The sequence below is a fragment of the Variovorax sp. GW821-FHT09B05 genome (assembly GCF_059418265.1).
On record NZ_JBWKPN010000014.1, the window covers coordinates 159,149 to 183,383 of the forward strand.

A 24,235-nucleotide genomic window follows, 5' to 3' on the forward strand; every position below is an offset into this window, starting at 1 on the left:
CGTGCTCCGGACCCTGCGCGGGCGGCTGCCCGCGATGCCGATCGCGCCGTGGCTGCTGCTGCTCGTCCTGGCCCTCTGGAGCGGGTGGGCCGGATGGGCGCATGCCGCCGACGCGCCGATCGAGTTGCGCCGCGGCACGGTAACCACCGAGGTCGACGGCGTGCGGCGCAGCGAGCCGGTCGAGTTGTCCTACCACTGGGACCGGCAGCACCGCGGCCGCTCCGGCTTCGCGAGCTTCGACCTGCCCTTCGAGCTGGCGGCCGCGCCGAGCATGCCCTGGGGCATCTTCATCCCGCGCACCGGCAACGTGTTCGAGGTGGAGCTCAACGACGCGCTGCTGCAGGTCTACGGTGACCTCTCGCAGGGCAACGGCGCCGACTACGCCAAGGCGCCGATCTACGTGCCGGTGCCCAGCGAGCTGCTGAAGGCGGGCCGCAACCAGCTGCAGATCCGCATCCGCGCCGACAGCGCGCGCCGTGCCGGGCTGTCGCCCGTGTTCATCGGCCCGGCCGACCCGGTGCGCAACGGGCTGTTCGAGCCGGCCTACGCCTGGCGCTTCACCGCCTCGGTGCTGCTGACCGCCTTCAGCCTGATCGTCGGCGCCATCGCGCTGGCGCTGTGGGTCACGCAGGTCGACGCGACCACGGCCGGGCAGCCGCGCCGCGACGGCATCTACCTGTGGGCGGCGCTGGCCGAGTTCTGCTGGGCGATCCGGGTGGCCGACGGCGTGATCGCCGAGCCGCCGCTGCCCTGGGTGCCCTGGGGCGTGCTGATGGCGGCCTGCTACGCCGGCTGGGCGGCCTCGGCCATGATGTTCTGCTACCACCTGGCCGACTGGGGCCGCACGGCGCACACGCGCTGGCTGCGCTGGCCGCTGCTGGCCGTGGTGCTGGGCACCGTGGTCTCGACCACGCTCGCGCTGCAGCGCGAGGAGCCGATCTGGCTCACCGGCTGGCTCGCGATCGAGATCGTGGTGATCGCGGTCTTCGTCGGCGCCTTCGTCGGGTCCACGGCGCGGCGGCCCAGCGCCGAGCGGCTGCTGGTGGCCGCCGCTGCCCTGCTCACGCTGGCCTTCGGCGTGCGCGACTGGCTGGTGATCCGCCTGAGCGACGCCTACGGCGAAACCACCTGGGTGCGCTATTCGTCGGTGTTCTTCGGCATCGCGCTGCTGTTGATCGTGCTGCGGCGCTTCCGCGCGGCCAGCGTGGCGGCGCGCGGCGCGGTCCGCACCCTGGCCGAGCGGGTGGCGCAGCGCGAGCGCGAGCTGGCCTCGACCTATGCCGAGCTCGAGCGGGCGGCGCGCGACCAGGCGCGCACCCACGAGCGCGAGCGCATCCTGCGCGACATGCACGACGGCGTGGGCTCGCACATCAGCTCGGCCATCCGCCAGCTGCAGTCGGGCCAGACCAGTTCGGAGGAGCTGCTGCGCACGCTGCGCGACTCGATGGACCAGCTCAAGCTGTCGATCGACTCGATCCACCTGCCGCCGGGCGACGTCGGCGCGCTGCTGGCGGCGTTCCGCTATCGGCTCGAGCCGCGGCTGGCCACGGCCGAGATCGTGCTCGACTGGGCCGTGGACGAGGTGACGCCGGTGGCGCACCTCGACGCGCACGGCATGCGGCAGCTGCAGTTCCTGCTGTTCGAGGCGATCTCGAACGTGCTGCAGCATGCCCGGGCGCGGGTGCTGCGGCTGGAGGCGTGCATGGAGGGCACGGCGGTGGCGCTGCGCGTGATCGACGACGGGCGCGGCTTCGATGCCAGCCAGCCGCCGCGCTCGCTGGCCGAGCGCGCGGGGGCCATCGGGGCACGGCTGGCGCTCGAAAGCCGACCGGGCCGCACGGTCGTTCAACTGGTCTTCGATTGAGCGGACGCAGCGGGCGCGGATAATCCGCGCCCATGTCCGCCGTGTTCAATCAGCCCTCCCTGGCGCGCCGGGTCGCGCCCATCTTCCAGGGCTTCGACGGCTTTCTGGCCTTCGCCGTGCTGCTGCTGGCCTTCGCGGGCCTGCTGACGATGTACTCCTCGGGCTACGACCACGGCACCCGCTTCTTCGACCATGGCCGCAACATGCTGCTGGCCGGCTTCATCATGTTCGTGGTGGCGCAGGTGCCGCCGCAGCGGCTCATGCTGGCCGCCGTGCCGCTCTATGCGGCGGGGGTGGCGCTGCTGATCGCGGTGGCGCTGTTCGGCATCACCAAGAAGGGGGCCACGCGCTGGATCAACGTGGGCATGGTGATCCAGCCCAGCGAGATCCTGAAGATCGCCATGCCGCTGATGCTGGCCTGGTGGTTCCAGCGCCGCGAGGGGCAGCTGCGGCCGCTCGACTTCGTGGTGGCGACCGTGCTGCTCGCGGTCCCGGTCGGCCTGATCATGAAGCAGCCCGACCTCGGCACCTCGCTGCTGGTGCTGGCGGCCGGCCTGGCGGTGATCTTCTTCGCCGGGCTGCCCTGGAAGCTGATCGTGCCGCCGGTGCTGCTGGGCGCCGTGGCGATCACGCTGATCGTGAGCTTCGAATCGCAGCTGTGCACCGACGGCGTCGACTGGCGCGTGCTGCACGACTACCAGAAGCAGCGCGTGTGCACGCTGCTCGACCCGAGCAAGGACCCGCTGGGCAAGGGCTTCCACATCATCCAGGGGATGATCGCCATCGGCTCGGGCGGCGTCGGCGGCAAGGGCTTCATGCAGGGCACGCAGACGCACCTCGAGTTCATTCCCGAGCGCACCACCGACTTCATCTTCGCCGCCTATTCCGAGGAATTCGGCCTGGTGGGCAACCTGGCACTGATCTCGGCCTTCATCCTGCTGATCTTCCGCGGGCTGGCGATCGCGCTCAATGCCCCCACGCTGTTCTCGCGCCTGCTGGCGGGCGCGGTGACCATGATCTTCTTCACCTACGCCTTCGTGAACATGGGCATGGTCAGCGGCATCCTGCCGGTGGTGGGGGTGCCGCTGCCCTTCATCAGCTATGGCGGCACGGCCATGGTCACGCTGGGGCTGGGGCTCGGGATCCTGATGTCGATCGCGCGCGCCCGGAAACTGGCGCAGAACTGAGCGCGGCCCGAGCATCCCGCCGCCCCCGCGGAATGGGGCGGCTGCCTAGAATGGCTCTTATGATCTCTCGCGAACCCACCATCGAGCGCCTCGCCACGGCGCAACAACTGCTGCTCACGCCGTTCGGCCTCGACGAATCGCACCTGAGCAAGGCCCTGGCCGAGATCACCGCGCACCGCGTGGACGACGCCGACCTGTACTTCCAGTACACCCGCAGCGAGGGCTGGAGCCTCGAGGAAGGCATCGTCAAGACCGGCAGCTTCAGCATCGACCAGGGCGTCGGCGTGCGCGCGGTCAGCGGCGAGAAGACGGCCTTCGCCTATTCCGACGACATCTCCGAGGCCTCGCTGCTCGACGCGGCGCGCACGGTGCGCTCGATCTCCTCCGCGGGCCGCACCGGCCGCGTGAAGACCGTGCCGCGCAAGATCGCCTCGAGCCGCTCGCTCTACGCCGGCCTCGATCCCATCGCCACGCTCGACAGCACCGCCAAGGTGAAGCTGCTCGAGAAGGTCGAGCAACTGGCCCGTTCGCGCGACCCGCGCGTGTCGCAGGTCATGGCCGGCCTCGCGAGCGAGTACGACGTGGTGCTGGTGGCGCGCGCCGACGGCACGCTGGCGGCCGACGTGCGGCCGCTGGTGCGGCTGTCGGTCACGGTCATCGCCGAGCAGAACGGCCGCCGCGAGGTGGGTTCGGGCGGTGGCGGCGGGCGCTTCGGCCTGGCCTATTTCGACGACGAGCAGATCGCCGAGTACGTCGACCATGCCGTCAAGTCGGCACTGACCAACCTCGAGTCGCGCCCCGCGCCCGCGGGCGAGATGACCGTGGTGCTCGGCCCGGGCTGGCCCGGCATCCTGCTGCACGAGGCCATCGGCCACGGCCTCGAGGGCGACTTCAACCGCAAGGGCTCGAGCGCCTTCTCGGGCCGCATCGGCGAGCGCGTGGCCGCCAAGGGCGTGACCGTGCTCGACGACGGCACCATCGCCGACCGCCGCGGCTCGCTCAACGTCGACGACGAGGGCAACGCCAGCCAGCGCAACGTGCTGATCGAGGACGGCATCCTCAAGGGCTACATCCAGGACGCGCTCAATGCGCGCCTGATGAAGGTCAAGCCCACCGGCAACGGCCGCCGCGAGAGCTATGCCCACGTGCCGATGCCGCGCATGACCAACACCTACATGCTGGGCGGCGACAAGGTGCCCGAGGAGATCGTGGCGAGCATCAAGAAGGGCCTGTACGCCGTCAACTTCGGCGGCGGGCAGGTCGACATCACGAGCGGCAAGTTCGTGTTCTCGGCCAGCGAGGCCTACTGGGTCGAGAACGGCAAGATCCAGTACCCGGTCAAGGGCGCGACCATCGTGGGCAACGGCCCCGACGCGCTGACCCGCGTGAAGATGATCGGCAACGACATGGCGCTCGACTCGGGCGTGGGCACCTGCGGCAAGGAAGGCCAGAGCGTGCCGGTGGGCGTCGGCCAGCCCACCTTGCGCATCGACGGGCTGACTGTAGGCGGAACGGCTTAAGACTTTCGTCACTTGCGGAGCGTTTCCTCCCGTTGCTAAGCTGCGCCCTTTTGCGAACGACGCATTCAAGGAGCATTTCAATGGGGAACAGGATCCACTCGCCCGCCGCCCTCTGGGCCATGACCGCCCTGGTCGCGCTGGCCAGCGCCGGCTGCGCATCGCGCGGCGGTTCGGGCAGCCAGAGCGAGGCCGCGCCCGCGGCGTCCGCTGCCCCGGCCGCCCCCGCGCGCAGCGGCTCCAGGGCCGGCATGGATGCCCAGGGCAACGTCGTCGATTCGTCCAAGGTCGAGGCCGGCAGCGGCCGCACCGTCAAGGGCCTCAACGGCTACGAGGGCGAGATCACCGGCAACCCGGCGCGCAACAGCAAGTTCGCCCGCCTGCAGATCGGCATGAGCGCCAAGCAGGTCACCGACCTCGCGGGCCAGCCCACCGACCAGGGCGCCTACGTGACCGGCAAGGCCTTCATCCCGTTCTATTTCGGCAGCGACCGCCATCGCTTCGAGATGACCTACAAGGGCCAGGGCCGCCTGATCTTCGCGGGTGGCGGCATGGGCGACTACTCGAGCGGCAACCTGATCTGGATCATCCACAACGCCAACGAGTCGGGCTACCGCTGAGCCCGCACCGAGGCGCCGGCCCGTCCGGCGCCAAAACAACGAACGCCCGGCCTCCAAGCCGGGTTTTGTTTTTCCGTGCTACATTCGCGCCCATGTCCGCCGCTCTCCGCGCCTATTTCTTTGCCTACTTTTGGTTCCCGGTTTCCGGCGGACGAGAGGCGAGCGCGTAAAGCAGACAGGCACCCCTCCCAGAACCGCCGGCGCAAGCAGCCCCGGCGGTTTTTTTATGCCCTGACGATATTCAATCCAACAAGGAACCCTCATGAGCACGAACACTGCCCCGGCCAGCGAGAGCTGGTATGCGAGCGTCGAAAAAACCAGCAAGACCGACGACGAACGCATCAAGGACATCAACGTGCTCCCCCCTCCCGAACATCTGATCCGCTTCTTCCCGATTCGCGGCACACCGGTCGAAACGCTGATCACGGGCACGCGCCGCAACATCCACAACATCATGGGCGGCAAGGACGACCGGCTGCTGGTGGTGATGGGGCCTTGCTCGATCCACGACCCGGCCGCCGCGCTCGACTACGCGCGCCGCCTCAAGGTCGAGCGCGAGAAGTACGCCGACACGCTGGAGATCGTGATGCGCGTGTACTTCGAGAAGCCGCGCACCACGGTCGGCTGGAAGGGCCTGATCAACGACCCCTACCTCGACGAGAGCTACCGCATCGACGAAGGCCTGCGCATCGCGCGCCAGCTGCTGATCGACATCAACCGCCTGGGCCTGCCGGCGGGCAGCGAGTTCCTCGACGTGATCTCGCCGCAGTACATCGGCGACCTGATCGCCTGGGGCGCGATCGGCGCGCGCACCACCGAGAGCCAGGTGCACCGCGAACTGGCCTCGGGGCTGTCGGCACCGATCGGCTTCAAGAACGGCACCGACGGCAACATCCGCATCGCCACCGACGCCATCCAGGCCGCGGCCCGCGGCCATCATTTCCTCTCGGTGCACAAGAACGGCCAGGTCGCGATCGTGCAGACCAACGGCAACCGCGACTGCCACGTGATCCTGCGCGGCGGCAAGGCGCCCAACTACGACGCGGCCAGCGTCGAGGCGGCCTGCAAGGACCTCGAGGCTGCCAAGCTGCCGCCCACGCTGATGGTCGACTGCAGCCATGCCAACAGCTCCAAGCAGCACCAGAAGCAGATCGACGTCGCGAAGGACATCGCCGACCAGATCGCCGGCGGTTCGCGCCGCGTGTTCGGCGTGATGGTCGAGAGCCACCTGCAGGCCGGCGCCCAGAAGTTCACGCCGGGCAAGGACAAGATCGCGGGCCTCGAATACGGCAAGAGCATCACCGACGCCTGCCTGGGCTGGGAGGACTCGACCCAGGTGCTCGAGACGCTGTCGCAGGCGGTCAAGCAGCGCCGCGGCTGATCGCTCAGATCAGCGCGGCGAGTTCGGGCCAGTGATGGCGCACCGCGGCCGCCTCGTCGCCGTCGGGCGCCATCAGCGAGAAGTCGGCGAAGTCGAAGCCCGGCCCGACCATGCAGGCGACCAGCGTGAAGTCGCCCGCCGAATGGCTTTCGATCGGCCGCGCGGCCTGCCACTGGCCCGCGGGCACCACGTGCTGGGGCCGCGTGCCGTGCACGTCGACCGGCCCGAGCCGCACATGGGCCGGCGCGGTGCGCAGCGAGGCATCGCAGGTCCACAGTGCCAGCGGCACGCCTTCGAGATGCACCCAGACCTCGTCGGACAGCACCCGGTGCCAGCGCGAATGCTGGCCGGCTTCGAGCAGGAAGTAGATGCTGGTGAGCGCGCTGCGGGCCGCGCGCTCGTCGGCGGGAGTCACCTGCACCGCGGAGCGGAACACCTCGCGGTACCAGCCGCCCTCGGGATGCGGCTGCAGCCCCAGCGTGTCGATGAGTTGGGTGGCGCGCTGGGTCATGGGCGGGTCCTCGTTCAGGGTGTGGCGGGAAAGTGCCAGCCGGCCAGGTGCTTCAGGTCGCTGGCCTGGCCGCCGGGAATGCGCTCCGGCAGGGGCTGAGCATGCGATGGTGCCGGCACGCCGACCGCGATCCGCGTCACGCCGGTGGTCTTGCCGAGCCCGGCGACCCAACTCTGCCAGCGCTCGCCGTTGCGGCGGTCGCGAAAGCCGATGCCGGCGATCTGCTCGGCGGTGGGTGGCGTGGGCGAGAGCAGGTCCAGGTATTCCACGCGGCCACGCACGATGCCGCGATGGTCGGCCTTCACTTCGTGGCAGTAGGCGGCGGTCCACAGGTCTTCGCGCAGGCGCACGGCGTGCACGTCGCCCGCGGCCGGCGGGCCGGGGATCGACTTGGCGCGCGCACCGGCGGCGGCTTTGCGCCGAACCGGTTCGGCGGCCTCGGCAGGCGGTTCCTGCCTGGGGCGTTTCAGATGGCCGAACAGCTGCTTCACCAGTTGCTCGTCGAGGCCATCGGCCGCGCGCCACCAGCCCAGCGGGGCCGGTGCTTCGACCTTGGTGGAAGGGCGCTGGTCGCGTTCGACGGCGGTGGTCCAGCGCGTGAAGAGGCCCGGATGCTCGGGCGTCTGCATGACGCCGAGCGTGGCCAGGGCCTCGAGCACCGTCTCGCAGCGGTAGGGATTGTTCACGCGCAACAGCTTCGCGTCCTTGAGCGCCGTGCGTGCCTTGCCGTAGCGCGTGTCGGCCGGCAGGGCGCGCAGCAGGTCGAGCAGGCGATGGAAGACCCAGATGTCGCGCGGTGTAGGCCGCGGCCAGCCATCGGCTGGGCCGGTGGCTTCCAGGGCGAGCAGGCCTTCGACCGGTCCGCTGGTGCCCCAGCCCGCGCCCTGCAGGTGGCGGAAGTAGGCGCGCAGCGTCGGGTCTGCGCGCCCGTCGCGGTAGAAGCAGACGCGGCAGCTGCCACCACCCATGGCCGCCATCGGATGCGCCGGCATCGCCAGGCCGAGGGCGGTGGCGGGCAGCACCGTGAGCCAGGCCAGGTCGCTCGAGGTCATTGAAGCGACGAAGGCATCGGCCGCGCGGCGCAGGTCGACGCCGGCCGCTGCCTGCCGCAGTCGGTTCACCGCCTCGTCGTGCGGGATCGCGACGAAGCGATTGGGCTCGAGGCCCGCGTCGGCCAGCGTCTGCCGCTCGGCCTCGCTGAAGGTGTCGGGAATGCGGTGGCAGTGGTTGCCGTCGGCGTCGAAGTAGCTGTTGCCGTTGTCGTACACGCGGCGCAGCAGGCCGAGCAACGTGTCGTCGGGTGCCGCGGCCGCCATGCGCGTTCTCTCTTTCAGGCGATGCCGTCGCGCAGGGCCTGCAGCAGCTTGTCGTGCACGCCGCCGAAGCCGCCGTTGCTCATGCAGACGATGTGGTCGCCGGGCCGCGCCGTGGCGACCAGTTGGTCCACCAGCGTGCCGATGTCGCCAGCCACCCGGGCACGCTCGCCCATCGGGGCCAGCGCCGCGGCCGCATCCCAGTCGAGCCCGGCCGTGTGGCAGAACGACAGGTCGGCCGACTCGAGGCTCCAGGGCAGTTGCGCCGCCATCACGCCGAGCTTCATCGTGTTGCTGCGCGGCTCGAAGGCCGCGAGGATGCGCTCGCCTTGGCGACCCGCGGCGTCGAGCTTCTGGCGCAGGCCGTCGAGCGTGGTGCGGATCGCGGTCGGATGGTGGGCGAAGTCGTCGTAGACCGTGATCGCGCCGCCCGCGCGCTCGACCGTGCCGCGCAGTTCCATGCGCCGGCGCACGTTGCGAAAGCTGCCGAGCGCGCGCGCCGCCTCGGCCGGCGCCACGCCCACGTGCTCGGCGGCCGCGATCGCGGCCAGCGCGTTCATCTGGTTGTGCAGGCCCGACAGCGCCCATTCGACGCGGCCGACCGGCTCGCCCTCGTGCAGCACGTCGAAGGCGTCGTGCGTGCCCCGCGCCTGCCACCGCGCGCCCGGGCCTTCGCCGCCGAAGCGCGCGAGTTCGCTCCAGCAGCCCTGCGCCAGCACGCGCTCGAGGCTGGGCTCGGTGGCATTCACCACCAGCCGGCCGGTGGACGGCACGGTGCGCACCAGGTGATGGAACTGCCGTTCGATGGCCGCGAGGTCGTCGAAGATGTCGGCGTGGTCGAACTCGAGGTTGTTGAGGATCGCCGTGCGCGGGCGGTAGTGCACGAACTTGCTGCGCTTGTCGAAGAAGGCGGTGTCGTACTCGTCGGCCTCGATCACGAAGGCCGGTCCGTCGCCGAGCCGGGCCGAGACGCCGAAGTCCAGCGGCACGCCGCCGACCAGGAAGCCCGGCGCCTTGCCCGCGCGCTCGAGCACCCAGGCCAGCATCGAGGTGGTGGTGGTCTTGCCGTGCGTGCCGGCCACCGCCATCACGTGGCGGCCCAGCAGCACGTGCTCGGCCAGCCACTGCGGGCCGCTGGTGTAGGGCTTGCCGGCGTCGAGGATGGCTTCCATCAGCGGAAACTTCGGCGTGCCGTCGGCCAGCCGGGCGCGCGACACCACGTTGCCGACCACGAACACGTCGGGCGCCAGCGCGAGCTGGTCGGCGCCGAATCCCTCGATCAGGTCGATGCCGAGCGCGCGCAGCTGGTCGCTCATCGGCGGGTACACGCCGGCGTCGCAGCCGGTGACCCGGTGGCCTGCCTCGCGCGCCAGGGCGGCCAGACCGCCCATGAACGTGCCGCAGATGCCCAGAACATGAATATGCATGGGGGGCGATTCTAGGGAGGCCGATCCTCCCGGCCCGAGGCCACGGCCTTGGCCGCGGTACTGATGTTCATCGTACGGACCATGCTCTGCGGGCAAAATGCCCCGATGGACACGTCCAAGCGCGAAATCGCCGCCACCGCCGCCCGTCTCGTGGTCGAGGAGGGGCTCGAATACGGCCCGGCCAAGCGCCGGGCGCTACGTGACCTGGGCCTGTCGGCGCGCACCGCGTTGCCGAACAACGACGATGTCGAGGCCGAGGTCCGCGACTACATCGCGCTGTTCTGCGCCGACACCCAGCCCAAGGAACTCCAGGCGCTGCGCCTGCTGGCGCTCGAATGGATGGAGCGGATGGCCGTGTTCCGGCCCCATGTGGGCGGCGCCGTCTGGCACGGCACGGCGACCCGGCTGTCAGACATTTATATTCAGTTGTTCTGCGATGATTCGAAGTCGGCCGAGATCGCGCTGATCGACCATCACGTGGATTACGAGCCGCGCATGGTGACCGGCTTCCATGGCGAGCAGGTCGAGGCCTTGAGCGTGCATGCGCCGAGCCGGGCCCTGGGCGAGGAAATCGGCGTGCACCTGCTGGTCTACGACCTCGACGACCTGCGCGGCGCGCTCAAGCCCGACGCCCAGGGCCGTTCGCCGCGCGGCGACCTGGCGGCGCTGCGGCGGCTGATTGAAAGAGAAAAGGACAACGGATGACTTCTTCGACCACACGACGCGGCCTGCTGTACGGCGGCGTGGCGGTGGTGGCCGCCGCGGCCGGCCTCGGTGGTGCCTGGTGGCGCCATCGCGGCAGCGGCGCGGCCGGCGAAACGCTCGGCGCCGATTTCTGGGCCCAGCGCTTCGAGCGGCCCGAGGGCGGCGAGCTCGCCATGACCAGCCTGCGCGGCAAGCCGGTGCTGCTCAACTTCTGGGCCACCTGGTGCCCGCCGTGCGTGGAAGAAATGCCGATGATCGATCGCTTCTTCCGCGATCATGGCGCCAACGGCTGGCAAGTCGTCGGCTTGGCGATCGATCAGCCGAGCGCCGTGCGCAAGTTCCTGCAACGCACGCCGGTCACCTATCCAACCGGATTGGCCGGCCTGCAGGGCACGGAACTGGTCAAGAATCTCGGCAACACCGGTGGCGGGCTGCCGTTCACGCTGGTGCTGAATGCCGACGGTTCGGTGGCGGCCCGTAAAATGGGCAAGCTCGAAGAGGCCGACCTGGAGGGTTGGCGACGTGAACTCGTTCACAGTTAGAATTAGATACACAGGTCGGCGTTAACCGCCGAAAGCCGACAATCAACGATGTTCGGCCTAGTTGTATCCTAATAACCGGAAAACCCGGCACTGGAGTCCCATGGATCTGCGCAAACTCAAGACACTGATCGATCTGGTGTCCGAATCGAATATTTCCGAACTGGAAATCACTGAAACCGAAGGCAAGGTCCGCATCGTCAAGGGCGGCGGTGCCGCCCCCGTTCAGTACGTGCAGACCCTGGCCGCACCGCCCGCCGTGGCCGCGGCCCCCGCCGGCGCAGCGGCACCTGCCGCACCCGTGGCCGAGGCCGCTCCGGCCGGCCATCCGGTGAAGTCCCCGATGGTGGGCACCTTCTACCGCTCGGCCAGCCCGGGCGCTCCGGCCTTCGTCGAGGTCGGCAGCAAGGTCAACGAGGGCGACACGCTCTGCATCATCGAGGCGATGAAGATCCTCAACGAAATCGAGGCCGACAAGGCCGGCACCGTCACCCAGATCCTCGGAGAAAACGGTCAGGCGGTCGAATACGGCCAGCCGCTGTTCATCATCGAGTGACCATGTTCAAGAAGATCCTGGTCGCCAACCGCGGCGAGATCGCTTTGCGCATCCAGCGCGCGTGCAGCGAACTCGGCATCAAGGCCGTGATGGTCTATTCCGAGGCCGACCGCGAGGCCAAGTACGTCAAGCTGGCCGAGGAAGCCGTCTGCATCGGCCCGGCCCCCTCGTCGCTGAGCTACCTCAACATGCCGGCCATCATCTCGGCGGCCGAAGTGACCGATGCCGAGGCGATCCACCCCGGCTACGGCTTCCTGAGCGAGAACGCCAACTTCGCCGAGCGCGTCGAGCAGAGCGGCTTCCAGTTCATCGGGCCGACGCCCGACAACATCCGCACGATGGGCGACAAGGTCTCGGCCAAGCAGTCGATGATCAAGGCCGGCGTGCCCTGCGTGCCCGGTTCCGATGGCGAGCTCTCCGACGACGCCACGGCCAACAAGCGCATCGCGCGCGCCATCGGCTACCCGGTGATCATCAAGGCCGCGGGCGGCGGCGGCGGCCGCGGCATGCGCGTGGTCCATACCGAGGCCGCGCTGATCAACGCGATCCAGATGACCAAGGCGGAGGCCGCGGCGGCCTTCAACAATCCCTCGGTCTACATGGAGAAGTTCCTCCAGAACCCGCGCCACGTCGAGATCCAGGTGCTGGCCGACAAGCACCGCAACGCGGTCTACCTCGGCGAGCGCGACTGCTCGATGCAGCGCCGCCACCAGAAGGTGATCGAGGAATCGCCCGCACCGGGCATTCCGCGCAAGCTGATCGAGAAGATCGGCGAGCGCTGCGCGGCCGCCTGCAAGAAGATCGGCTACCGCGGTGCCGGCACCTTCGAGTTCCTCTACGAGAACGGCGAGTTCTACTTCATCGAGATGAACACCCGCGTGCAGGTGGAGCATCCGGTGACCGAGCTCACGACCGGCATCGACATCGTCAAGACGCAGATCATGGTGGCGGCCGGCGAGAAGCTGCCGTTCACGCAGCGCCAGATCCAGATGCACGGCCACGCGATCGAGTGCCGCATCAACGCCGAGGACGCGTGGAAGTTCACGCCGTCGCCGGGCCGCATCACGATGTGGCATCCGCCGGGCGGTCCGGGCGTGCGCGTGGATTCGCATGCGTACACCAACTACTTCGTGCCGCCGAACTACGACTCGATGATCGGCAAGATCATCGTCTTCGGCGACACCCGCGAGCAGGCCATGGCCCGCATGCGCACCGCGCTCAACGAGACCGTGATCGAAGGCATCCAGACCAACATCCCGCTGCACCGCGAGCTGATGGTCGACGCCAAGTTCATGGCCGGCGGCACCAACATCCACTACCTCGAAGAGTGGCTGGCCGCGCACAAGCGCTGAGCCGTCCCTGCCCGCCATGTTCGAACTTCGCCTGCTGGCCCCCGAGGAGCGCATCGAGTCCCTCGGCGACGCGCTCGATGCGCTCGACGCACTGAGCATCTCGGTCGAGGACGCCGACGCGCAGACCGATGCCGAGCAGGCGTTGTTCGGCGAGCCCGGCATGCCGCCGCCCAAGGAGGGCTGGCAGCGCTCGCGCGTGATCGCGCTGTTCGCCACCGAAGAGCTGGCGCGCGACGCGGGCTCGGTGCTCGCGCTGCAGGATTTCTTCGAAGGCTGCACGCTGCTGGGCATCGCCGAGCTGCAGGACCAGGACTGGGTACGGCTCACGCAGTCGCAGTTCGCGCCGGTCGAGATCACGCCCGAGTTCTGGATCGTGCCGAGCTGGCACGAGGCGCCGGCGCAGGCCACGCAGGTGATCCGGCTCGATCCGGGCCTGGCCTTCGGCACCGGCACCCATCCCACCACGCGCATGTGCCTGCGCTGGATCGCGACCCGCGGCGCGCTCGCGGGCCAGCGCGTGCTCGACTACGGTTGCGGCTCCGGCATCCTGGCCATCGGTGCCGCGAAGTACGGTGCGAGCGAGATCGACGCGGTCGACATCGACGAGGCCGCCGTGAGCTCGACGCGCCTCAATGCCGAGGCCAACGGCGTGACGCTCCACACGGGCCTGCCCGAGGCGGCGCAGGGCCAGTACGGCACGGTGCTCGCGAACATCCTCGCGACCCCGCTCAAGGTGCTCGCGCCGCTGCTGTGCGAGCGCGTGGCGGCCGGCGGCTCGCTGGTGCTCGCCGGCATCCTCGAGCGCCAGGCCGACGAGCTGAAGGAAGCGTACGCGCCCTACGTGGCGCTCGAAGTCAGCGACAGCGAGGACGGCTGGATCCTCATGACGGCACGCCGCTGAACGCGTTCGCGCCGGGGCTGCGGCCCGGCGCAAACGGCGCTGCCGGCACCACGTCGCGCCGAGGGCCCAACCCTACAATCGCCCCCTCATGAGCCTCGTCACGCGTTGCCCCGCCTGCGCCACCACCTTCAAGGTGGTGCGCGACCAGCTCCGGATCTCGGACGGGTGGGTGCGTTGCGGTCGCTGCAGCCATGTGTTCGATGCGACGCTCGATCTGCACGAGACGCCCGATGGGGTGGCTCGACCGGGTGCCGTCGCACCGCCCCAGGAACAGGTGCCATCGGCGCCGGCAGTCGCGCCGAGCGCGGAGCCCGTTGAACCCGAGGCTTCGACACCGCCAGCGCCCGCGGCCCCTTCCATCGACACCGGCTTCGGATTCGATGCGCGTGCCGACGAGGGTGCAGCGCCGCCGCAAGAGCCGGCCGGCGGATTCGACGGCCTGTCGGCGCCGCCTTCCTTCGCACCGGCTCCGCCGCAGGTCGAGGAGTCCGACTTCCTCGACGACGAGGTCAACGAAGATCCGCCGCCGGTGCAGCCCGAGCCGTCGCCGCCCGCGCCACCGCAGTCCCCGGAGGTGCGTGACAGCGCGGACTTCACGCTGCCCGCGCACGGCATCGTCGCCGACGAGCCCTGGTCCGACCTCGAGGCGCGCGAGCCGCCATGGCGGCCGCCGCCGAGTTCGCTGCCGCCGTTTCCCGACATCGACCTCAACCTCGCCGCGCCGCCATCGCCGCCGCCCGCACCGGTGCCACCGCTGCCCGCGGTGTGGACGCGTCGATCCGATGCGGCCGCGGCACCGGCGAATGGCAAGCCCGCGGGCTTCGCAACGCTGCGCCGTTCCGGCGCCGACGAAGACGGCGACCAGGACACCGAGCTCGAGCGCGACGACGCCGATGCACCCGAGGCGGGTGACGACAAGGACCAGCTGCAGATGCAGAAGGCGCTGCGCAGGGCACGCGCCAGGTCGGCCAAGATCGCCGCCAGCGCCAAGGCGCGCGACGAACGCGACGAGCGAGAGGCGCGCGCGAACAGCGAAGACCCCGCGCTGCTGCCTTTCGCCTCCGTGCTCGACGCGGCGGACGAGACCGAGGATCGCGCGGCGCATCGCTTCACCGACGAGGCGGACGAGGACGAGAGCGACGATCGACCGAAGTCCCTCTGGCAGCGCATCGGCACGCGCCGCGGGCTGATCGCGCTCGCGGTGCTCGCGGTCCTGCTGCTCGCCGTGCAGGTCCTGCGGCACGAGCGCGACGGCATCGTCGCGCGCCAGCCTTCGCTGCGCCCCGCACTGGCCGCGCTGTGCCAGGCGACGGGCTGCGAGCTCGCGCCGCTGCGCCGCATCGGCGACATCGTCATCGAGGGCGCGGCCTTCGCGCGCGAGAAGAGCGGCGGCAACGACTACCGGCTCAGCTTCAACCTGCGCAACAACGCCGCGGTGCCGCTCGCGATGCCGTCGATCGAGCTGGTGCTGCTCGACACGCAGGAGCGTGCCGTGGTGCGGCGCGTGCTCTCGCCGGCGGACTATGGCGCGCCCGCGGTGCTCGCGGCGCGCGGCGAACGCTCGGCTTCGCTGCCGATGACGCTGACGGCGTCCGAGGCGGACGCCTTGCCGCCGATCGCGGGCTATCGCGTGGAAGCTTTCTATCCCTAGGCCTGGGGCGAGCCGCCGGTTTCGCCTCCACGCCTTCTTCTCTTTTTTCTTTTCCTCACCTCAACGGATCAGCCCATGGCAGCAGTGATTTGCGGTTCCCTCGCCTTCGACACCATCATGACCTTCGAGGGCCGGTTCGCCGACCAGATCCTTCCGGACCAGTTGCACATCCTCAATGTGTCCTTCCTGGTGCCGGGCCTGCGCCGCGACTTCGGCGGCTGCGCCGGCAACATCGCCTACAGCCTCAACGCGCTCGGCGGCACGGCGCTGCCGATGGCCACGCTCGGCAGCGATGGCGCCGACTACATCGAGCGCATGCGCTCGCTGGGCATCAGCACGGAGTTCGTGCGCCAGCTCGACGACACCTTCACCGCGCAGGCGATGATCATGAACGACGCCGACAACAACCAGATCACGGCCTTCCATCCGGGCGCGATGCAGCAGGCGCACATCACGAAGGTCGCGGCGCGCGAGGACATCCGGCTCGGCATCGTCGCGCCCGATGGCCGCGAGGCGATGCTGCAGCATGCCGAGCAGTTCGCGGCCGCCGGCATTCCCTTCGTGTTCGATCCGGGCCAGGGCCTGCCGATGTTCGACGGCGAGGCGCTCAAGCATTTCGTCGAGCTCGCGAGCTGGGTGGTGGTCAACGACTACGAAGGCAAGATGCTGTCGCAGCGCACGGGCTGGAGCCTGGCGGAGATCTCGCAGCGCGTGCGCGGCCTCGTGGTCACGCTCGCGGCCGAGGGCTGCGAGGTGTGGATGAACGGCGAACGCGAGCATGTGCCGGGCGTGGTGCCGACCGCGGTGATCGAGCCCACGGGTTGCGGCGATGCATGGCGCGGCGCGCTGCTGTTCGGTCTGGAAAAGGGCTGGCCGCTCGCGCAGTGCGCGGCGCTCGGCAACCAGGTCGGCGCGCTCAAGATCGCGCAGCGCGGCCCGCAGAACTACCAGGTCGATCGCCAGGCACTCGGCCTGGCTTGACGGGCGATGGCGCGGCGGTGGGGGCCGCCGCCTCGTCGTTTCGCGATCTTCTTCGCCCAATGAAAAAGCCCGACACCTTGCGGTGCCGGGCTTGATGCCTTTTCAGGGCTGCCGAGAAAACTCAGGGCTTGCTGGCCGTGGGAAACGGCCAGGCTGCCTGGGGATTCAGCGTCGTCTGCGCAGCGGGAGCGGGCGCAGCAGCGGCCTTGGCGGGTGCCTTGGCAGCCTTCTTCGCAGCAGGCTTCTTGGCAGCAGCGGCAGGCTTGGCAGCGGGCTTTTTCGCGGCTTTCTTGGCCGCAGCCTTCTTGGCAGGGGCCTTCTTGGCGGCAGCCTTCTTCGCAGGCGCCTTCTTGGCAGCAGCCTTCTTCGCCGGAGCCTTCTTCGCTGCGGCCTTCTTCGCCGGAGCTGCCTTCTTCGCCGGAGCCTTCTTGGCGACGACCTTCTTCGCGGCTACCTTCTTGGCAGCGACCTTCTTGGCCGGAGCCTTCTTGGCAGCGACCTTCTTGGCCGGAGCCTTCTTGGCGGCGACCTTCTTGGCCGGAGCCTTCTTCGCTACGACCTTCTTGGCCGGAGCCTTCTTCGCTGCGGCTTTCTTAGCCGGTGCTTTCTTTGCAGTTGCCATTTCTGTTTTCTCCTTGATCAAGTTGAAAAAATCAACCTATTGAAGCACTCCGCGCATGTTGGTAGCGCTGGAGTGATTCATGGCGTTGGATTCCGTGCTCCAGCACCATGAACACCTGAGCCCTCATCCATGCCGCGCTCTTCGGCGCGGTCGGTGGCAAGGGCAATTCTTGAATTCATTTATTGTTATCGAAATATTCAATCCCAGGAGAGCGCACCACCCGATTGGTATTCGATCACGCGGGTCTCGAAGAAATTGCGCTCTTTCTTCAGGTCAATCATCTCGCTCATCCATGGGAACGGATTTTCCTCGTTCGGGAAGAGCGTTTCGAGGCCGATCTGCTGCGCGCGCCGGTTGGCGATGTAGCGCAGATAGCCCTTGAACATGGAAGCATTCATGCCGAGCACGCCACGGGGCATGGTGTCTTCGGCGTACTTGTATTCGAGCTCGACGGCGCGCATGAACAGCGCCTTGATCTCGGCCTTGAACTCGGCCGTCCAGAGGCCGGGGTTCTCGAGCTTGAGCTGGTTGATCAGGTCGATGCCGAAGTTGCAGTGCATCGACTCGTCGCGCAGGATGTACTGGTACTGCTCGGCGGCGCCGGTCATCTTGTTCTGGCGGCCCAGCGCGAGGATCTGCGTGAAGCCGACGTAGAAGAAGAGGCCTTCCATCAGGCAGGCGAACACGATCAGCGACTTGAGCAGCGTCTGGTCGGTCTCGTGGGTGCCGGTCTTGAAGTTCGGGTCGCTGATCGCGTCGATGAACGGAATCAGGAACTGGTCCTTCTCGCGGATCGACGGCACCTCGTTGTAGGCGTTGAAGATCTCGCTCTCGTCCAGGCCGAGCGACTCGACGATGTACTGGTAGGCGTGCGTGTGGATCGCTTCCTCGAAGGCCTGGCGCAGCAGGAACTGGCGGCATTCGGGGGCCGTGATGTGGCGGTAGGTGCCCAGCACGATGTTGTTGGCGGCCAGCGAGTCGGCGGTGACGAAGAAGCCGAGATTGCGCTTGACGATGCGACGCTCGTCTTCGGTCAGGCCGTTCGGGTCTTTCCAGAGCGCGATGTCGCGCGTCATGTTCACTTCCTGCGGCATCCAGTGGTTGGCGCAGGTGGCGAGGTACTTTTCCCACGCCCACTTGTACTTGAACGGCACCAGCTGGTTGACGTCGGTCTCGCCGTTGATGATGCGCTTGTCGGCGGCCCTGACGCGGCGCGTTTCAGCCGGAGCACTCGCGCCGCTCGATGCGGGCGCGGCCTGGCGGGCAGGCTGCTGCACGGGTTGCAGCGAAGGTTGTGCCATCGATGAAGCCGACACATCCACCGCACGGCCGGCGGCAGCGCCGGTCGAGGGGTGGTGATGCAAACCTTGTTGCATGTCCTTTGGCAAGGAGGGCTTGACTTCTTCGTCCCAGGTCAACATAGAAAAATCCAATGCTCAAATTATCCGAGCAACGATGTGAGTTGCAAAGTGCTCGTTCACATCGCACTCCATTTATGTGGTTGTTATGTTGCTCGCATGCATCGCGCGATGTCGGTCAATGCCTTCAAGTGGCCTCCGTCATCGCACGACATCGCATGCGCCTCACTCTTGGTAGTGCAGCGCACCGCGCTGTGTTCGCGGTGCGCTGCGTGCATCACTGGCAGGCTTCGCAGGTCGGATCGTCGACGCCGCAGAAGGCGATGTCGGTCGCGGGGATCGCGCTCATCTGTGCCTTCGCCGCGGCGGCCGCTGCCTCGAGTGCGCTCATGCCCGACGGTGCGTCGTTGCCCGAGGACACCGCGTTGAGGCGGCCCGACTGCACCGTCGACTTCTCGGCATGCGTCGCGCTCTGCGTGCGCAGGTAGTAGGTGGTCTTCAGACCGCGCAGCCACGCGAGCTTGTAGGTGTCGTCGAGCTTCTTGCCCGAGGCGCCGGCCATGTAGATGTTCAGCGACTGCGCCTGGTCGATCCACTTCTGGCGACGCGCGGCGGCTTCCACCAGCCACGTCGTCTCGACTTCGAACGCGGTGGCGTAGAGCGCCTTCACGTCCTGCGGCACGCGGTCGATGGGACGCAGCGAACCGTCGAAGTGCTTCAGGTCCATCACCATCACGTCGTCCCACAGGCCCAGGCGCTTGAGGTCGCGCACCAGGTAGTGGTTGATCACGGTGAATTCGCCAGACAGGTTCGACTTGACCGAGAGGTTGCCGAAGCAGGGCTCGATCGAGGCGTCCACGCCGATGATGTTCGAGATGGTCGCGGTCGGGGCGATGGCCACGCAGTTCGAATTGCGCATGCCGTCGGCCTTGATCTTGGCGCGCAGCGCGTCCCAGTCGAGGGTCGACGAGCGGTCGACCTCGACGTAGCCGCCGCGTGCCTTCTCGAGCAGGTCGAGCGAGTCGATCGGCAGGATGCCCTTGTCCCACAGCGAGCCCTTGTAGCTCGAGTACTTGCCGCGCTCGCGCGCCAGCTCGGTCGAGGCCCAGTAGGCGTGGTAGCAGATCGCTTCCATCGATTCGTCGGCGAACTGCACGGCTTCCTGCGAGGCGTAAGGAATACGCAGGTCGTACAGCGCGTCCTGGAAGCCCATCAGGCCCAGGCCGACCGGACGGTGGCGCAGGTTCGAGTCGCGCGCCTTCTTCACGGCGTAGTAGTTGATGTCGATCACGTTGTCGAGCATGCGCATCGCGGTCGAGATCGTCTTCTTGAGCTTCTCCTGGTCGACCTTGCCGTCTTTCAGATGCTGCAGCAGGTTGACCGAGCCGAGGTTGCAGACCGCGGTTTCGGTGTCGCTGGTGTTCAGCGTGATCTCGGTGCAGAGGTTCGACGAGTGCACCACGCCGGCGTGTTGCTGCGGCGAGCGCACGTTGCAGGCGTCCTTGAACGTGATCCAGGGATGGCCGGTCTCGAACAGCATCGTGAGCATCTTGCGCCACAGGTCGGTGGCCTGCACAGTGCGGCTGGGCTTGATCTCGCCGCGCGCGGCCTTCTCTTCGTAGGCGACGTAGGCCTTCTCGAAGTCGGCGCCGAACAGGTCGTGCAGGTCGGGCACGTTCGAGGGCGAGAACAGCGTCCACGAACCCTTTTCCATCACGCGGCGCATGAACAGGTCGGGGATCCAGTTGGCGGTGTTCATGTCGTGCGTGCGGCGACGGTCGTCGCCGGTGTTCTTGCGCAGCTCCAGGAACTCCTCGATGTCGAGGTGCCAGGTCTCGAGGTACGTGCAGACGGCGCCCTTGCGCTTGCCGCCCTGGTTCACGGCCACGGCGGTGTCGTTGACCACCTTGAGGAAGGGCACCACGCCCTGCGATTCGCCGTTCGTGCCCTTGATGTGGCTGCCGAGCGCGCGCACGCGGGTCCAGTCGTTGCCCAGGCCGCCCGCGAACTTCGAGAGCAGCGCGTTTTCCTTGATCGACTCGTAGATGCCGTCGAGGTCGTCGGGCACGGTGGTCAGGTAGCAGCTCGACAGCTGCGAGCGCAGCGTGCCGCTGTTGAACAGCGTCGGCGTGCTCGACATGAAGTCGAAGGACGAGAGCACTTCGTAGAACTCGATGGCGCGGGCTTCGCGGTCGATCTCGTTGAGCGCCAGGCCCATCGAGACGCGCATGAAGAAGGCCTGCGGCAGCTCGATGCGGCTCTTGCGCACGTGCAGGAAGTAGCGGTCGTACAGGGTCTGCAGGCCGAGGTAGTCGAACTGGTTGTCGCGCTCGGCCTTCAGCGCCGCGCCCAGGCGGGGCAGGTCGTACTGCAGCAGCTTCTCGTCGAGCAACTCGTTCTCGACGCCCTTCTTGATGAAGGAGGGGAAGTAGTCGGCGTAGGCGGTGGCGCGATCGGCCGGCATGACTTCGCGGCCGACGATCTCCTTGAAGATCGTGTGCAGCAGCAGGCGCGCGGTGGCGAAGGTGTAGTCGGGATCCTTCTCGATCAGCGTGCGGGCCGCGAGGATCGAGGCCTTGTAGACCTCGTCGAGCGGCACGCCGTCGTACAGGTTGCGCATCGTCTCGGCCACGATCGGCGCGGCCGTGATGCTGTCGCCCAGGCCCTGGCAGGCCGACTCGATCAGGCCCTTGAGTTCGCCGAGGTCGAGCGCGACGCGTTCGCCGCGGTCGAGCACGTGCAGCGCGGGGGCCGCGACCTGCACATCCTGCTCGCCCTGCTTCGCGCGTTCCTGGGTGCGGCGTTCACGGTAGAGCACGTAGGCACGCGCCACTTCCTGGTGGCCGCCGCGCATCAGGCCCAGTTCGACCTGGTCCTGCACGTCTTCGATGTGGAAGGTGCCGCCGCCCGGACGCGAGCGCACCAGCGCCTTCACGACGGCCTGGGTCAGCGCGTCGACGGTCTCGCGCACGCTGGCCGAGGCCGCGCCCTGGGTGCCATGCACGGCCAGGAAGGCTTTCATCATCGCGATCGCGATCTTGTTGGGCTCGAACGGGACCACGGCGCCGTTGCGGCGGATGATCTGGTAGTGCGCGAGGTTCTGTCCGGTGGGCGAACCGGCGGTGTCGCGGGGGGACTGGGGCGGCGTGGAGGGGATGGCACGCGCGGCGGTAGGTGTATTCAGTGCTGTTTGCATTCGCTTCCTCTCGGTTGGCAATTCTTGTTGGATGAGCGGCGCTGCTGGGGCCGCTTCGTCGGCTCTGAGGCCGGCCGGGACACACTATATCTAGGGTGCGGGGGGTGTACAACCCACTAGATGTAGCGTTTTCCTTCAGGCTTCAAGAGGGAGGGGAAACCTGTTTTCGCGCTTCGCGGCCATCCATGCCGCATGAACAGTGGATCATCCTCTCGCAACCCACGTTCCATGCGGCTTTCGAGCCGATTTGGGCCTGCAAGGCGCATGGTTGCTACGCATCGCGCTTGCGAATGGAGCGATTGCTGCACTGCGAGCCCAGGGCATCGCACGGCGTGCAGCGATTGAAAAAATTAGCGCTCCACCACCTGCGAGGGAAACATGTGTGGACCCCAGCCGAGATGATCGCGCAGCCGATGCCAGTCGAAGCCGGCGCCGGGATCCTGCTTGCGGCCCGGTGCGATGTGCTCGTGGCCCGCGATGTGCGCGATCGGATAGTGCTGCGCGATCGCCGCCGCGAGGCTCGCGAGCGTCTCGTACTGCGCATCCTCGAACGGCCCGCCCTCGAGGCCCTCGAGCTCGATGCCGATCGAGTCGTCGTTGCAGTTGTCCCGGCCGCGCCACGACGACACGCCCGCATGCCACGCGCGATCGTCGCCGCTCACGAACTGCCAGAGCTCGCCGTTGCGGCGCACGTAGAAATGCGACGACACCTCGAGCCCACGAATGCTTTCGAAGTAAGGATGTGCGTCCCAGTCGAGCCGGTTGGTGAAGAGCCGTTGCACCGCGTCGCCGCCGTACTCGCCGGGCGGCAGGCTGATCGAGTGCAGCACGACGAGGTCGATGCGCTCGCGTGCCGGCGCGGGGCGCGGTCCGAAGTTGGGCGAGGGCAGCGCCTTCGCGAAGCGGTACCAGCCGTCGCGCCAGAGCGCATCGCCCGTGGAGGCGCGCAGGCTGTCTTCAGTCGTCGACATGGCTGCTCGCGCCATCGTCGCCGTTGGGCGTGTTGATGCCCAGGCGCGCGATGCGATAGCGGATCTGGCGCAGGCTCATGCCCAAGCGCGCGGCGGCCGCCGTGCGGTTGAAGCCGCTCTCGTGCAGCGCGCGCACGAGGATCTCGCGCTCCTGCTGATCGAGGTAGGCCTGCAGGTCGGAGGGCAGCGGCGTGGGCACCACGGGGCGCGGCGCGGGCGGCGGCGCGGCCACGACGGGCTTCGCGTCGAAAGCCTCGGGCTGCGCGAGCGGCGCCGCAGTCGTCGCGGTGTTCGCGGCTTGCGGCGCGGCAGGCCCGGGCGCGGCCGTCACCCAGCCGCCGCCTGCGCCATCCATCAGGTCGAGCTGCAGTTCGTCGCCGTCGTAGAGCGCGACCGCGCGGTGCAGCAGGTTCTCGAGCTCGCGCACGTTGCCGTGCAGCGGATGCTGCGCGAGCTGCCGCAGCAGCGCGTCCGACAGGCGCGGCGCGGGCAGCCCGCCGTCCTGCGCGATGCGCGCGAGCAGCGCGACGCACAGCGCGGGCAGGTCCTCGCGGCGCTCGCGCAGCGCGGGCACCGCGATCTCGATCACGTTGAGCCGATAGAACAGGTCCTGCCGGAAACGGCCGGCCTGCACCTCGGCGTGCAGGTCCTTGTGGGTGGCGCTCACGATGCGCACGTCGACCGCGTCTTCCTGCGTGGAGCCGATCGGCCGCACGCTGCGTTCCTGGATCGCGCGCAGCAGCTTGGACTGCATCGCCAGCGGCAGGTCGCCGATCTCGTCGAGGAACAGCGTGCCGCCGCGCGCGGCCTGGAAGTAGCCGTCGCGGTCCTGCGCCGAACCGGTGTACGAACCCTTGCGCGCGCCGAAGAATTCGGCCTCGAGCAGGTTCTCGGGAATCGCGCCGCAGTTCACCGCGACGAACGGGCCGTCGCTGCGCTGGCTGCAGGCATGGACCGCGCGCGCCACCAGCTCCTTGCCGGTGCCCGATTCGCCGCGCACCAGCACCGGCGCCATGCCGCGCGCCACCTTGGCGATGCGCGACTTCACGAGCCGCATCGGCTCCGAATCGCCGACCAGCCGCTCGAGCGCGGAAGCCCCCGCGCTGCCCGCGGCGGCCAGCGCCGACGTGCCGTCGCTCGCATCGGCGGCCTTGGCCGGGCGCGCCGCGGCCTGCGCGACCGGTGGCGGCTGCTGCGCCTGCACCGCCGAGGCGACGACCGCGCGGAACTGCTTCAGGTCGACCGGCTTGGTGAGGTAATCGAAGGCGCCGGCCTTCAGCGCCTCGACCGCGTTCTCGGCCGAGCCGTAGGCGGTCATCACCACGCAGCGCTCGCTGCGCTGGTTCTTCTGGATGCGCTGGATGATCTCCATGCCCTGGCCGTCGGGCAGCCGCATGTCGGTGATCACGGCGTCGAAGCGCGTGGCCTCGAGGTGCTGCCAGGCTTCGGAGACGCTGCCCGCGGCCTCGACCCGGTAGCCTTCGCGCAGCAGCGTGAGTTCATAGAGCGTGCGAAGGTCGGGTTCGTCGTCGATGACGAGGATCTGCGCGGGACGCTGGGAGGGCGGATGGGAGCTGCTCACG

Annotated in this window: 20 protein-coding genes; 12 read left to right on the forward strand and 8 right to left on the reverse strand. The window is 68.5% G+C overall.

The genetic code is table 11. From position 1 onward, the window contains the following. The first annotated feature begins 1 nt into the window (after position 1). The 5 genes from AC07RM_RS30620 (at position 2) to AC07RM_RS30640 (ending at position 6,569) form a co-directional block, all read left to right on the forward strand. Complete coding sequence (locus tag AC07RM_RS30620; protein ID WP_296780810.1) at positions 2-1,864, forward strand: sensor histidine kinase; 1,863 nt, start codon at positions 2-4, stop codon at positions 1,862-1,864. A gap of 32 nt (positions 1,865-1,896) precedes the next feature. Then, the gene (rodA, locus tag AC07RM_RS30625) at positions 1,897-3,051 is read left to right on the forward strand and encodes a rod shape-determining protein RodA (RefSeq protein WP_296780807.1); all 1,155 of its coding nucleotides are present in this window, start codon (positions 1,897-1,899) and stop codon (positions 3,049-3,051) included. Between the two features lie 59 nt (positions 3,052-3,110). Next, positions 3,111-4,571 (forward strand): metalloprotease TldD, encoded by a 1,461-nt coding sequence (tldD, locus tag AC07RM_RS30630; RefSeq protein ID WP_093353419.1) that lies wholly within the window; start codon positions 3,111-3,113, stop codon positions 4,569-4,571. 80 nt (positions 4,572-4,651) lie between these two features. Then, on the forward strand, positions 4,652-5,188 hold the full coding sequence (locus tag AC07RM_RS30635) for a hypothetical protein (protein ID WP_093353422.1): 537 nt from the start codon (positions 4,652-4,654) through the stop codon (positions 5,186-5,188). 262 nt (positions 5,189-5,450) lie between these two features. Further along, positions 5,451-6,569 carry a 3-deoxy-7-phosphoheptulonate synthase gene (locus AC07RM_RS30640; protein WP_495336907.1) on the forward strand — a complete coding sequence of 373 codons (1,119 nt, stop codon included), beginning with the start codon at positions 5,451-5,453 and terminating at the stop codon, positions 6,567-6,569. 4 nt (positions 6,570-6,573) lie between these two features. On the opposite strand, the gene AC07RM_RS30645 is transcribed toward AC07RM_RS30640, so the two are convergent. The 3 genes from AC07RM_RS30645 to mpl are packed head-to-tail and all read right to left on the reverse strand — an operon-like array spanning position 6,574 to position 9,820. Beyond that, the gene (locus AC07RM_RS30645) at positions 6,574-7,080 is read right to left on the reverse strand and encodes a cupin domain-containing protein (protein WP_495322017.1); all 507 of its coding nucleotides are present in this window, start codon (positions 7,078-7,080) and stop codon (positions 6,574-6,576) included. 14 nt (positions 7,081-7,094) lie between these two features. Continuing rightward, positions 7,095-8,396 carry a hypothetical protein gene (locus AC07RM_RS30650; protein WP_495336908.1) on the reverse strand — a complete coding sequence of 434 codons (1,302 nt, stop codon included), beginning with the start codon at positions 8,394-8,396 and terminating at the stop codon, positions 7,095-7,097. 14 nt (positions 8,397-8,410) lie between these two features. Further along, on the reverse strand, positions 8,411-9,820 hold the full coding sequence (mpl, locus tag AC07RM_RS30655; RefSeq protein WP_495336909.1) for a UDP-N-acetylmuramate:L-alanyl-gamma-D-glutamyl-meso-diaminopimelate ligase: 1,410 nt from the start codon (positions 9,818-9,820) through the stop codon (positions 8,411-8,413). 105 nt (positions 9,821-9,925) lie between these two features. Between mpl and AC07RM_RS30660 the strand changes: the two genes are divergently transcribed. The 7 genes from AC07RM_RS30660 to AC07RM_RS30690 all read left to right on the forward strand — a co-directional run bounded on the left by AC07RM_RS30660 (position 9,926) and on the right by AC07RM_RS30690 (position 16,505). Next, complete coding sequence (locus tag AC07RM_RS30660; protein WP_208513493.1) at positions 9,926-10,525, forward strand: hypothetical protein; 600 nt, start codon at positions 9,926-9,928, stop codon at positions 10,523-10,525. Then, positions 10,522-11,067, forward strand: coding sequence for a TlpA family protein disulfide reductase (locus AC07RM_RS30665; RefSeq protein WP_093353434.1), 546 nt, complete (start codon positions 10,522-10,524; stop codon positions 11,065-11,067). The genes AC07RM_RS30660 and AC07RM_RS30665 overlap by 4 nt, the downstream gene beginning before the upstream one ends. Positions 11,068-11,167: 100 nt before the next feature. Next, entirely contained in the window at positions 11,168-11,620 is a 453-nt protein-coding gene (gene accB, locus AC07RM_RS30670) for an acetyl-CoA carboxylase biotin carboxyl carrier protein (RefSeq protein ID WP_208513492.1), read from the forward strand. Between the two features lie 2 nt (positions 11,621-11,622). Continuing rightward, positions 11,623-12,972 carry an acetyl-CoA carboxylase biotin carboxylase subunit gene (gene accC / locus AC07RM_RS30675; RefSeq protein ID WP_093353440.1) on the forward strand — a complete coding sequence of 450 codons (1,350 nt, stop codon included), beginning with the start codon at positions 11,623-11,625 and terminating at the stop codon, positions 12,970-12,972. Positions 12,973-12,988: 16 nt separating this feature from the next. Next, positions 12,989-13,873 carry a 50S ribosomal protein L11 methyltransferase gene (prmA, locus tag AC07RM_RS30680; protein ID WP_495336910.1) on the forward strand — a complete coding sequence of 295 codons (885 nt, stop codon included), beginning with the start codon at positions 12,989-12,991 and terminating at the stop codon, positions 13,871-13,873. A gap of 88 nt (positions 13,874-13,961) precedes the next feature. Continuing rightward, positions 13,962-15,524: a zinc-ribbon and DUF3426 domain-containing protein gene (locus AC07RM_RS30685; RefSeq protein WP_495336911.1), complete on the forward strand. Its 1,563-nt coding sequence runs from the start codon at positions 13,962-13,964 to the stop codon at positions 15,522-15,524. A gap of 75 nt (positions 15,525-15,599) precedes the next feature. Next, positions 15,600-16,505: a carbohydrate kinase family protein gene (locus AC07RM_RS30690; RefSeq protein ID WP_495336912.1), complete on the forward strand. Its 906-nt coding sequence runs from the start codon at positions 15,600-15,602 to the stop codon at positions 16,503-16,505. 121 nt (positions 16,506-16,626) lie between these two features. Here the strand turns inward: AC07RM_RS30690 and AC07RM_RS30695 are convergent, their stop codons facing one another. The 5 genes from AC07RM_RS30695 to AC07RM_RS30715 all read right to left on the reverse strand — a co-directional run bounded on the left by AC07RM_RS30695 (position 16,627) and on the right by AC07RM_RS30715 (position 24,234). Next, complete coding sequence (locus AC07RM_RS30695) at positions 16,627-17,127, reverse strand: histone H1-like DNA-binding protein (RefSeq protein WP_082321630.1); 501 nt, start codon at positions 17,125-17,127, stop codon at positions 16,627-16,629. A gap of 197 nt (positions 17,128-17,324) precedes the next feature. Continuing rightward, positions 17,325-18,548 (reverse strand): ribonucleotide-diphosphate reductase subunit beta, encoded by a 1,224-nt coding sequence (locus AC07RM_RS30700; protein WP_495336913.1) that lies wholly within the window; start codon positions 18,546-18,548, stop codon positions 17,325-17,327. Between the two features lie 214 nt (positions 18,549-18,762). After that, positions 18,763-21,681: a ribonucleoside-diphosphate reductase subunit alpha gene (locus AC07RM_RS30705; RefSeq protein ID WP_093353452.1), complete on the reverse strand. Its 2,919-nt coding sequence runs from the start codon at positions 21,679-21,681 to the stop codon at positions 18,763-18,765. Between the two features lie 350 nt (positions 21,682-22,031). Beyond that, positions 22,032-22,652, reverse strand: a complete 621-nt coding sequence (gene ampD, locus AC07RM_RS30710; protein ID WP_495336914.1) for a 1,6-anhydro-N-acetylmuramyl-L-alanine amidase AmpD — start codon at positions 22,650-22,652, stop codon at positions 22,032-22,034. Continuing rightward, positions 22,639-24,234 (reverse strand): sigma-54-dependent transcriptional regulator, encoded by a 1,596-nt coding sequence (locus AC07RM_RS30715; protein WP_495336915.1) that lies wholly within the window; start codon positions 24,232-24,234, stop codon positions 22,639-22,641. The genes ampD and AC07RM_RS30715 overlap by 14 nt, the downstream gene beginning before the upstream one ends. Between the last annotated feature and the right edge of the window lies 1 nt (position 24,235).

Bases quoted from the DNA above. Each gene is read 5' to 3' on its own strand.
- rodA (WP_296780807.1), top strand. From the start codon at position 1,897: ATGTCCGCCGTGTTCAATCAGCCCTCCCTGGCGCGCCGGGTCGCGCCC.
- tldD (WP_093353419.1), top strand. From the start codon at position 3,111: ATGATCTCTCGCGAACCCACCATCGAGCGCCTCGCCACGGCGCAACAA.
- AC07RM_RS30635 (WP_093353422.1), top strand. From the start codon at position 4,652: ATGGGGAACAGGATCCACTCGCCCGCCGCCCTCTGGGCCATGACCGCC.
- AC07RM_RS30640 (WP_495336907.1), top strand. From the start codon at position 5,451: ATGAGCACGAACACTGCCCCGGCCAGCGAGAGCTGGTATGCGAGCGTC.
- AC07RM_RS30645 (WP_495322017.1), bottom strand. From the start codon at position 7,080: ATGACCCAGCGCGCCACCCAACTCATCGACACGCTGGGGCTGCAGCCG.
- AC07RM_RS30650 (WP_495336908.1), bottom strand. From the start codon at position 8,396: ATGGCGGCCGCGGCACCCGACGACACGTTGCTCGGCCTGCTGCGCCGC.
- mpl (WP_495336909.1), bottom strand. From the start codon at position 9,820: ATGCATATTCATGTTCTGGGCATCTGCGGCACGTTCATGGGCGGTCTG.
- AC07RM_RS30660 (WP_208513493.1), top strand. From the start codon at position 9,926: ATGGACACGTCCAAGCGCGAAATCGCCGCCACCGCCGCCCGTCTCGTG.
- AC07RM_RS30665 (WP_093353434.1), top strand. From the start codon at position 10,522: ATGACTTCTTCGACCACACGACGCGGCCTGCTGTACGGCGGCGTGGCG.
- accB (WP_208513492.1), top strand. From the start codon at position 11,168: ATGGATCTGCGCAAACTCAAGACACTGATCGATCTGGTGTCCGAATCG.
- accC (WP_093353440.1), top strand. From the start codon at position 11,623: ATGTTCAAGAAGATCCTGGTCGCCAACCGCGGCGAGATCGCTTTGCGC.
- prmA (WP_495336910.1), top strand. From the start codon at position 12,989: ATGTTCGAACTTCGCCTGCTGGCCCCCGAGGAGCGCATCGAGTCCCTC.
- AC07RM_RS30685 (WP_495336911.1), top strand. From the start codon at position 13,962: ATGAGCCTCGTCACGCGTTGCCCCGCCTGCGCCACCACCTTCAAGGTG.
- AC07RM_RS30690 (WP_495336912.1), top strand. From the start codon at position 15,600: ATGGCAGCAGTGATTTGCGGTTCCCTCGCCTTCGACACCATCATGACC.
- AC07RM_RS30695 (WP_082321630.1), bottom strand. From the start codon at position 17,127: ATGGCAACTGCAAAGAAAGCACCGGCTAAGAAAGCCGCAGCGAAGAAG.
- AC07RM_RS30700 (WP_495336913.1), bottom strand. From the start codon at position 18,548: ATGTTGACCTGGGACGAAGAAGTCAAGCCCTCCTTGCCAAAGGACATG.
- AC07RM_RS30705 (WP_093353452.1), bottom strand. From the start codon at position 21,681: ATGCAAACAGCACTGAATACACCTACCGCCGCGCGTGCCATCCCCTCC.
- ampD (WP_495336914.1), bottom strand. From the start codon at position 22,652: ATGTCGACGACTGAAGACAGCCTGCGCGCCTCCACGGGCGATGCGCTC.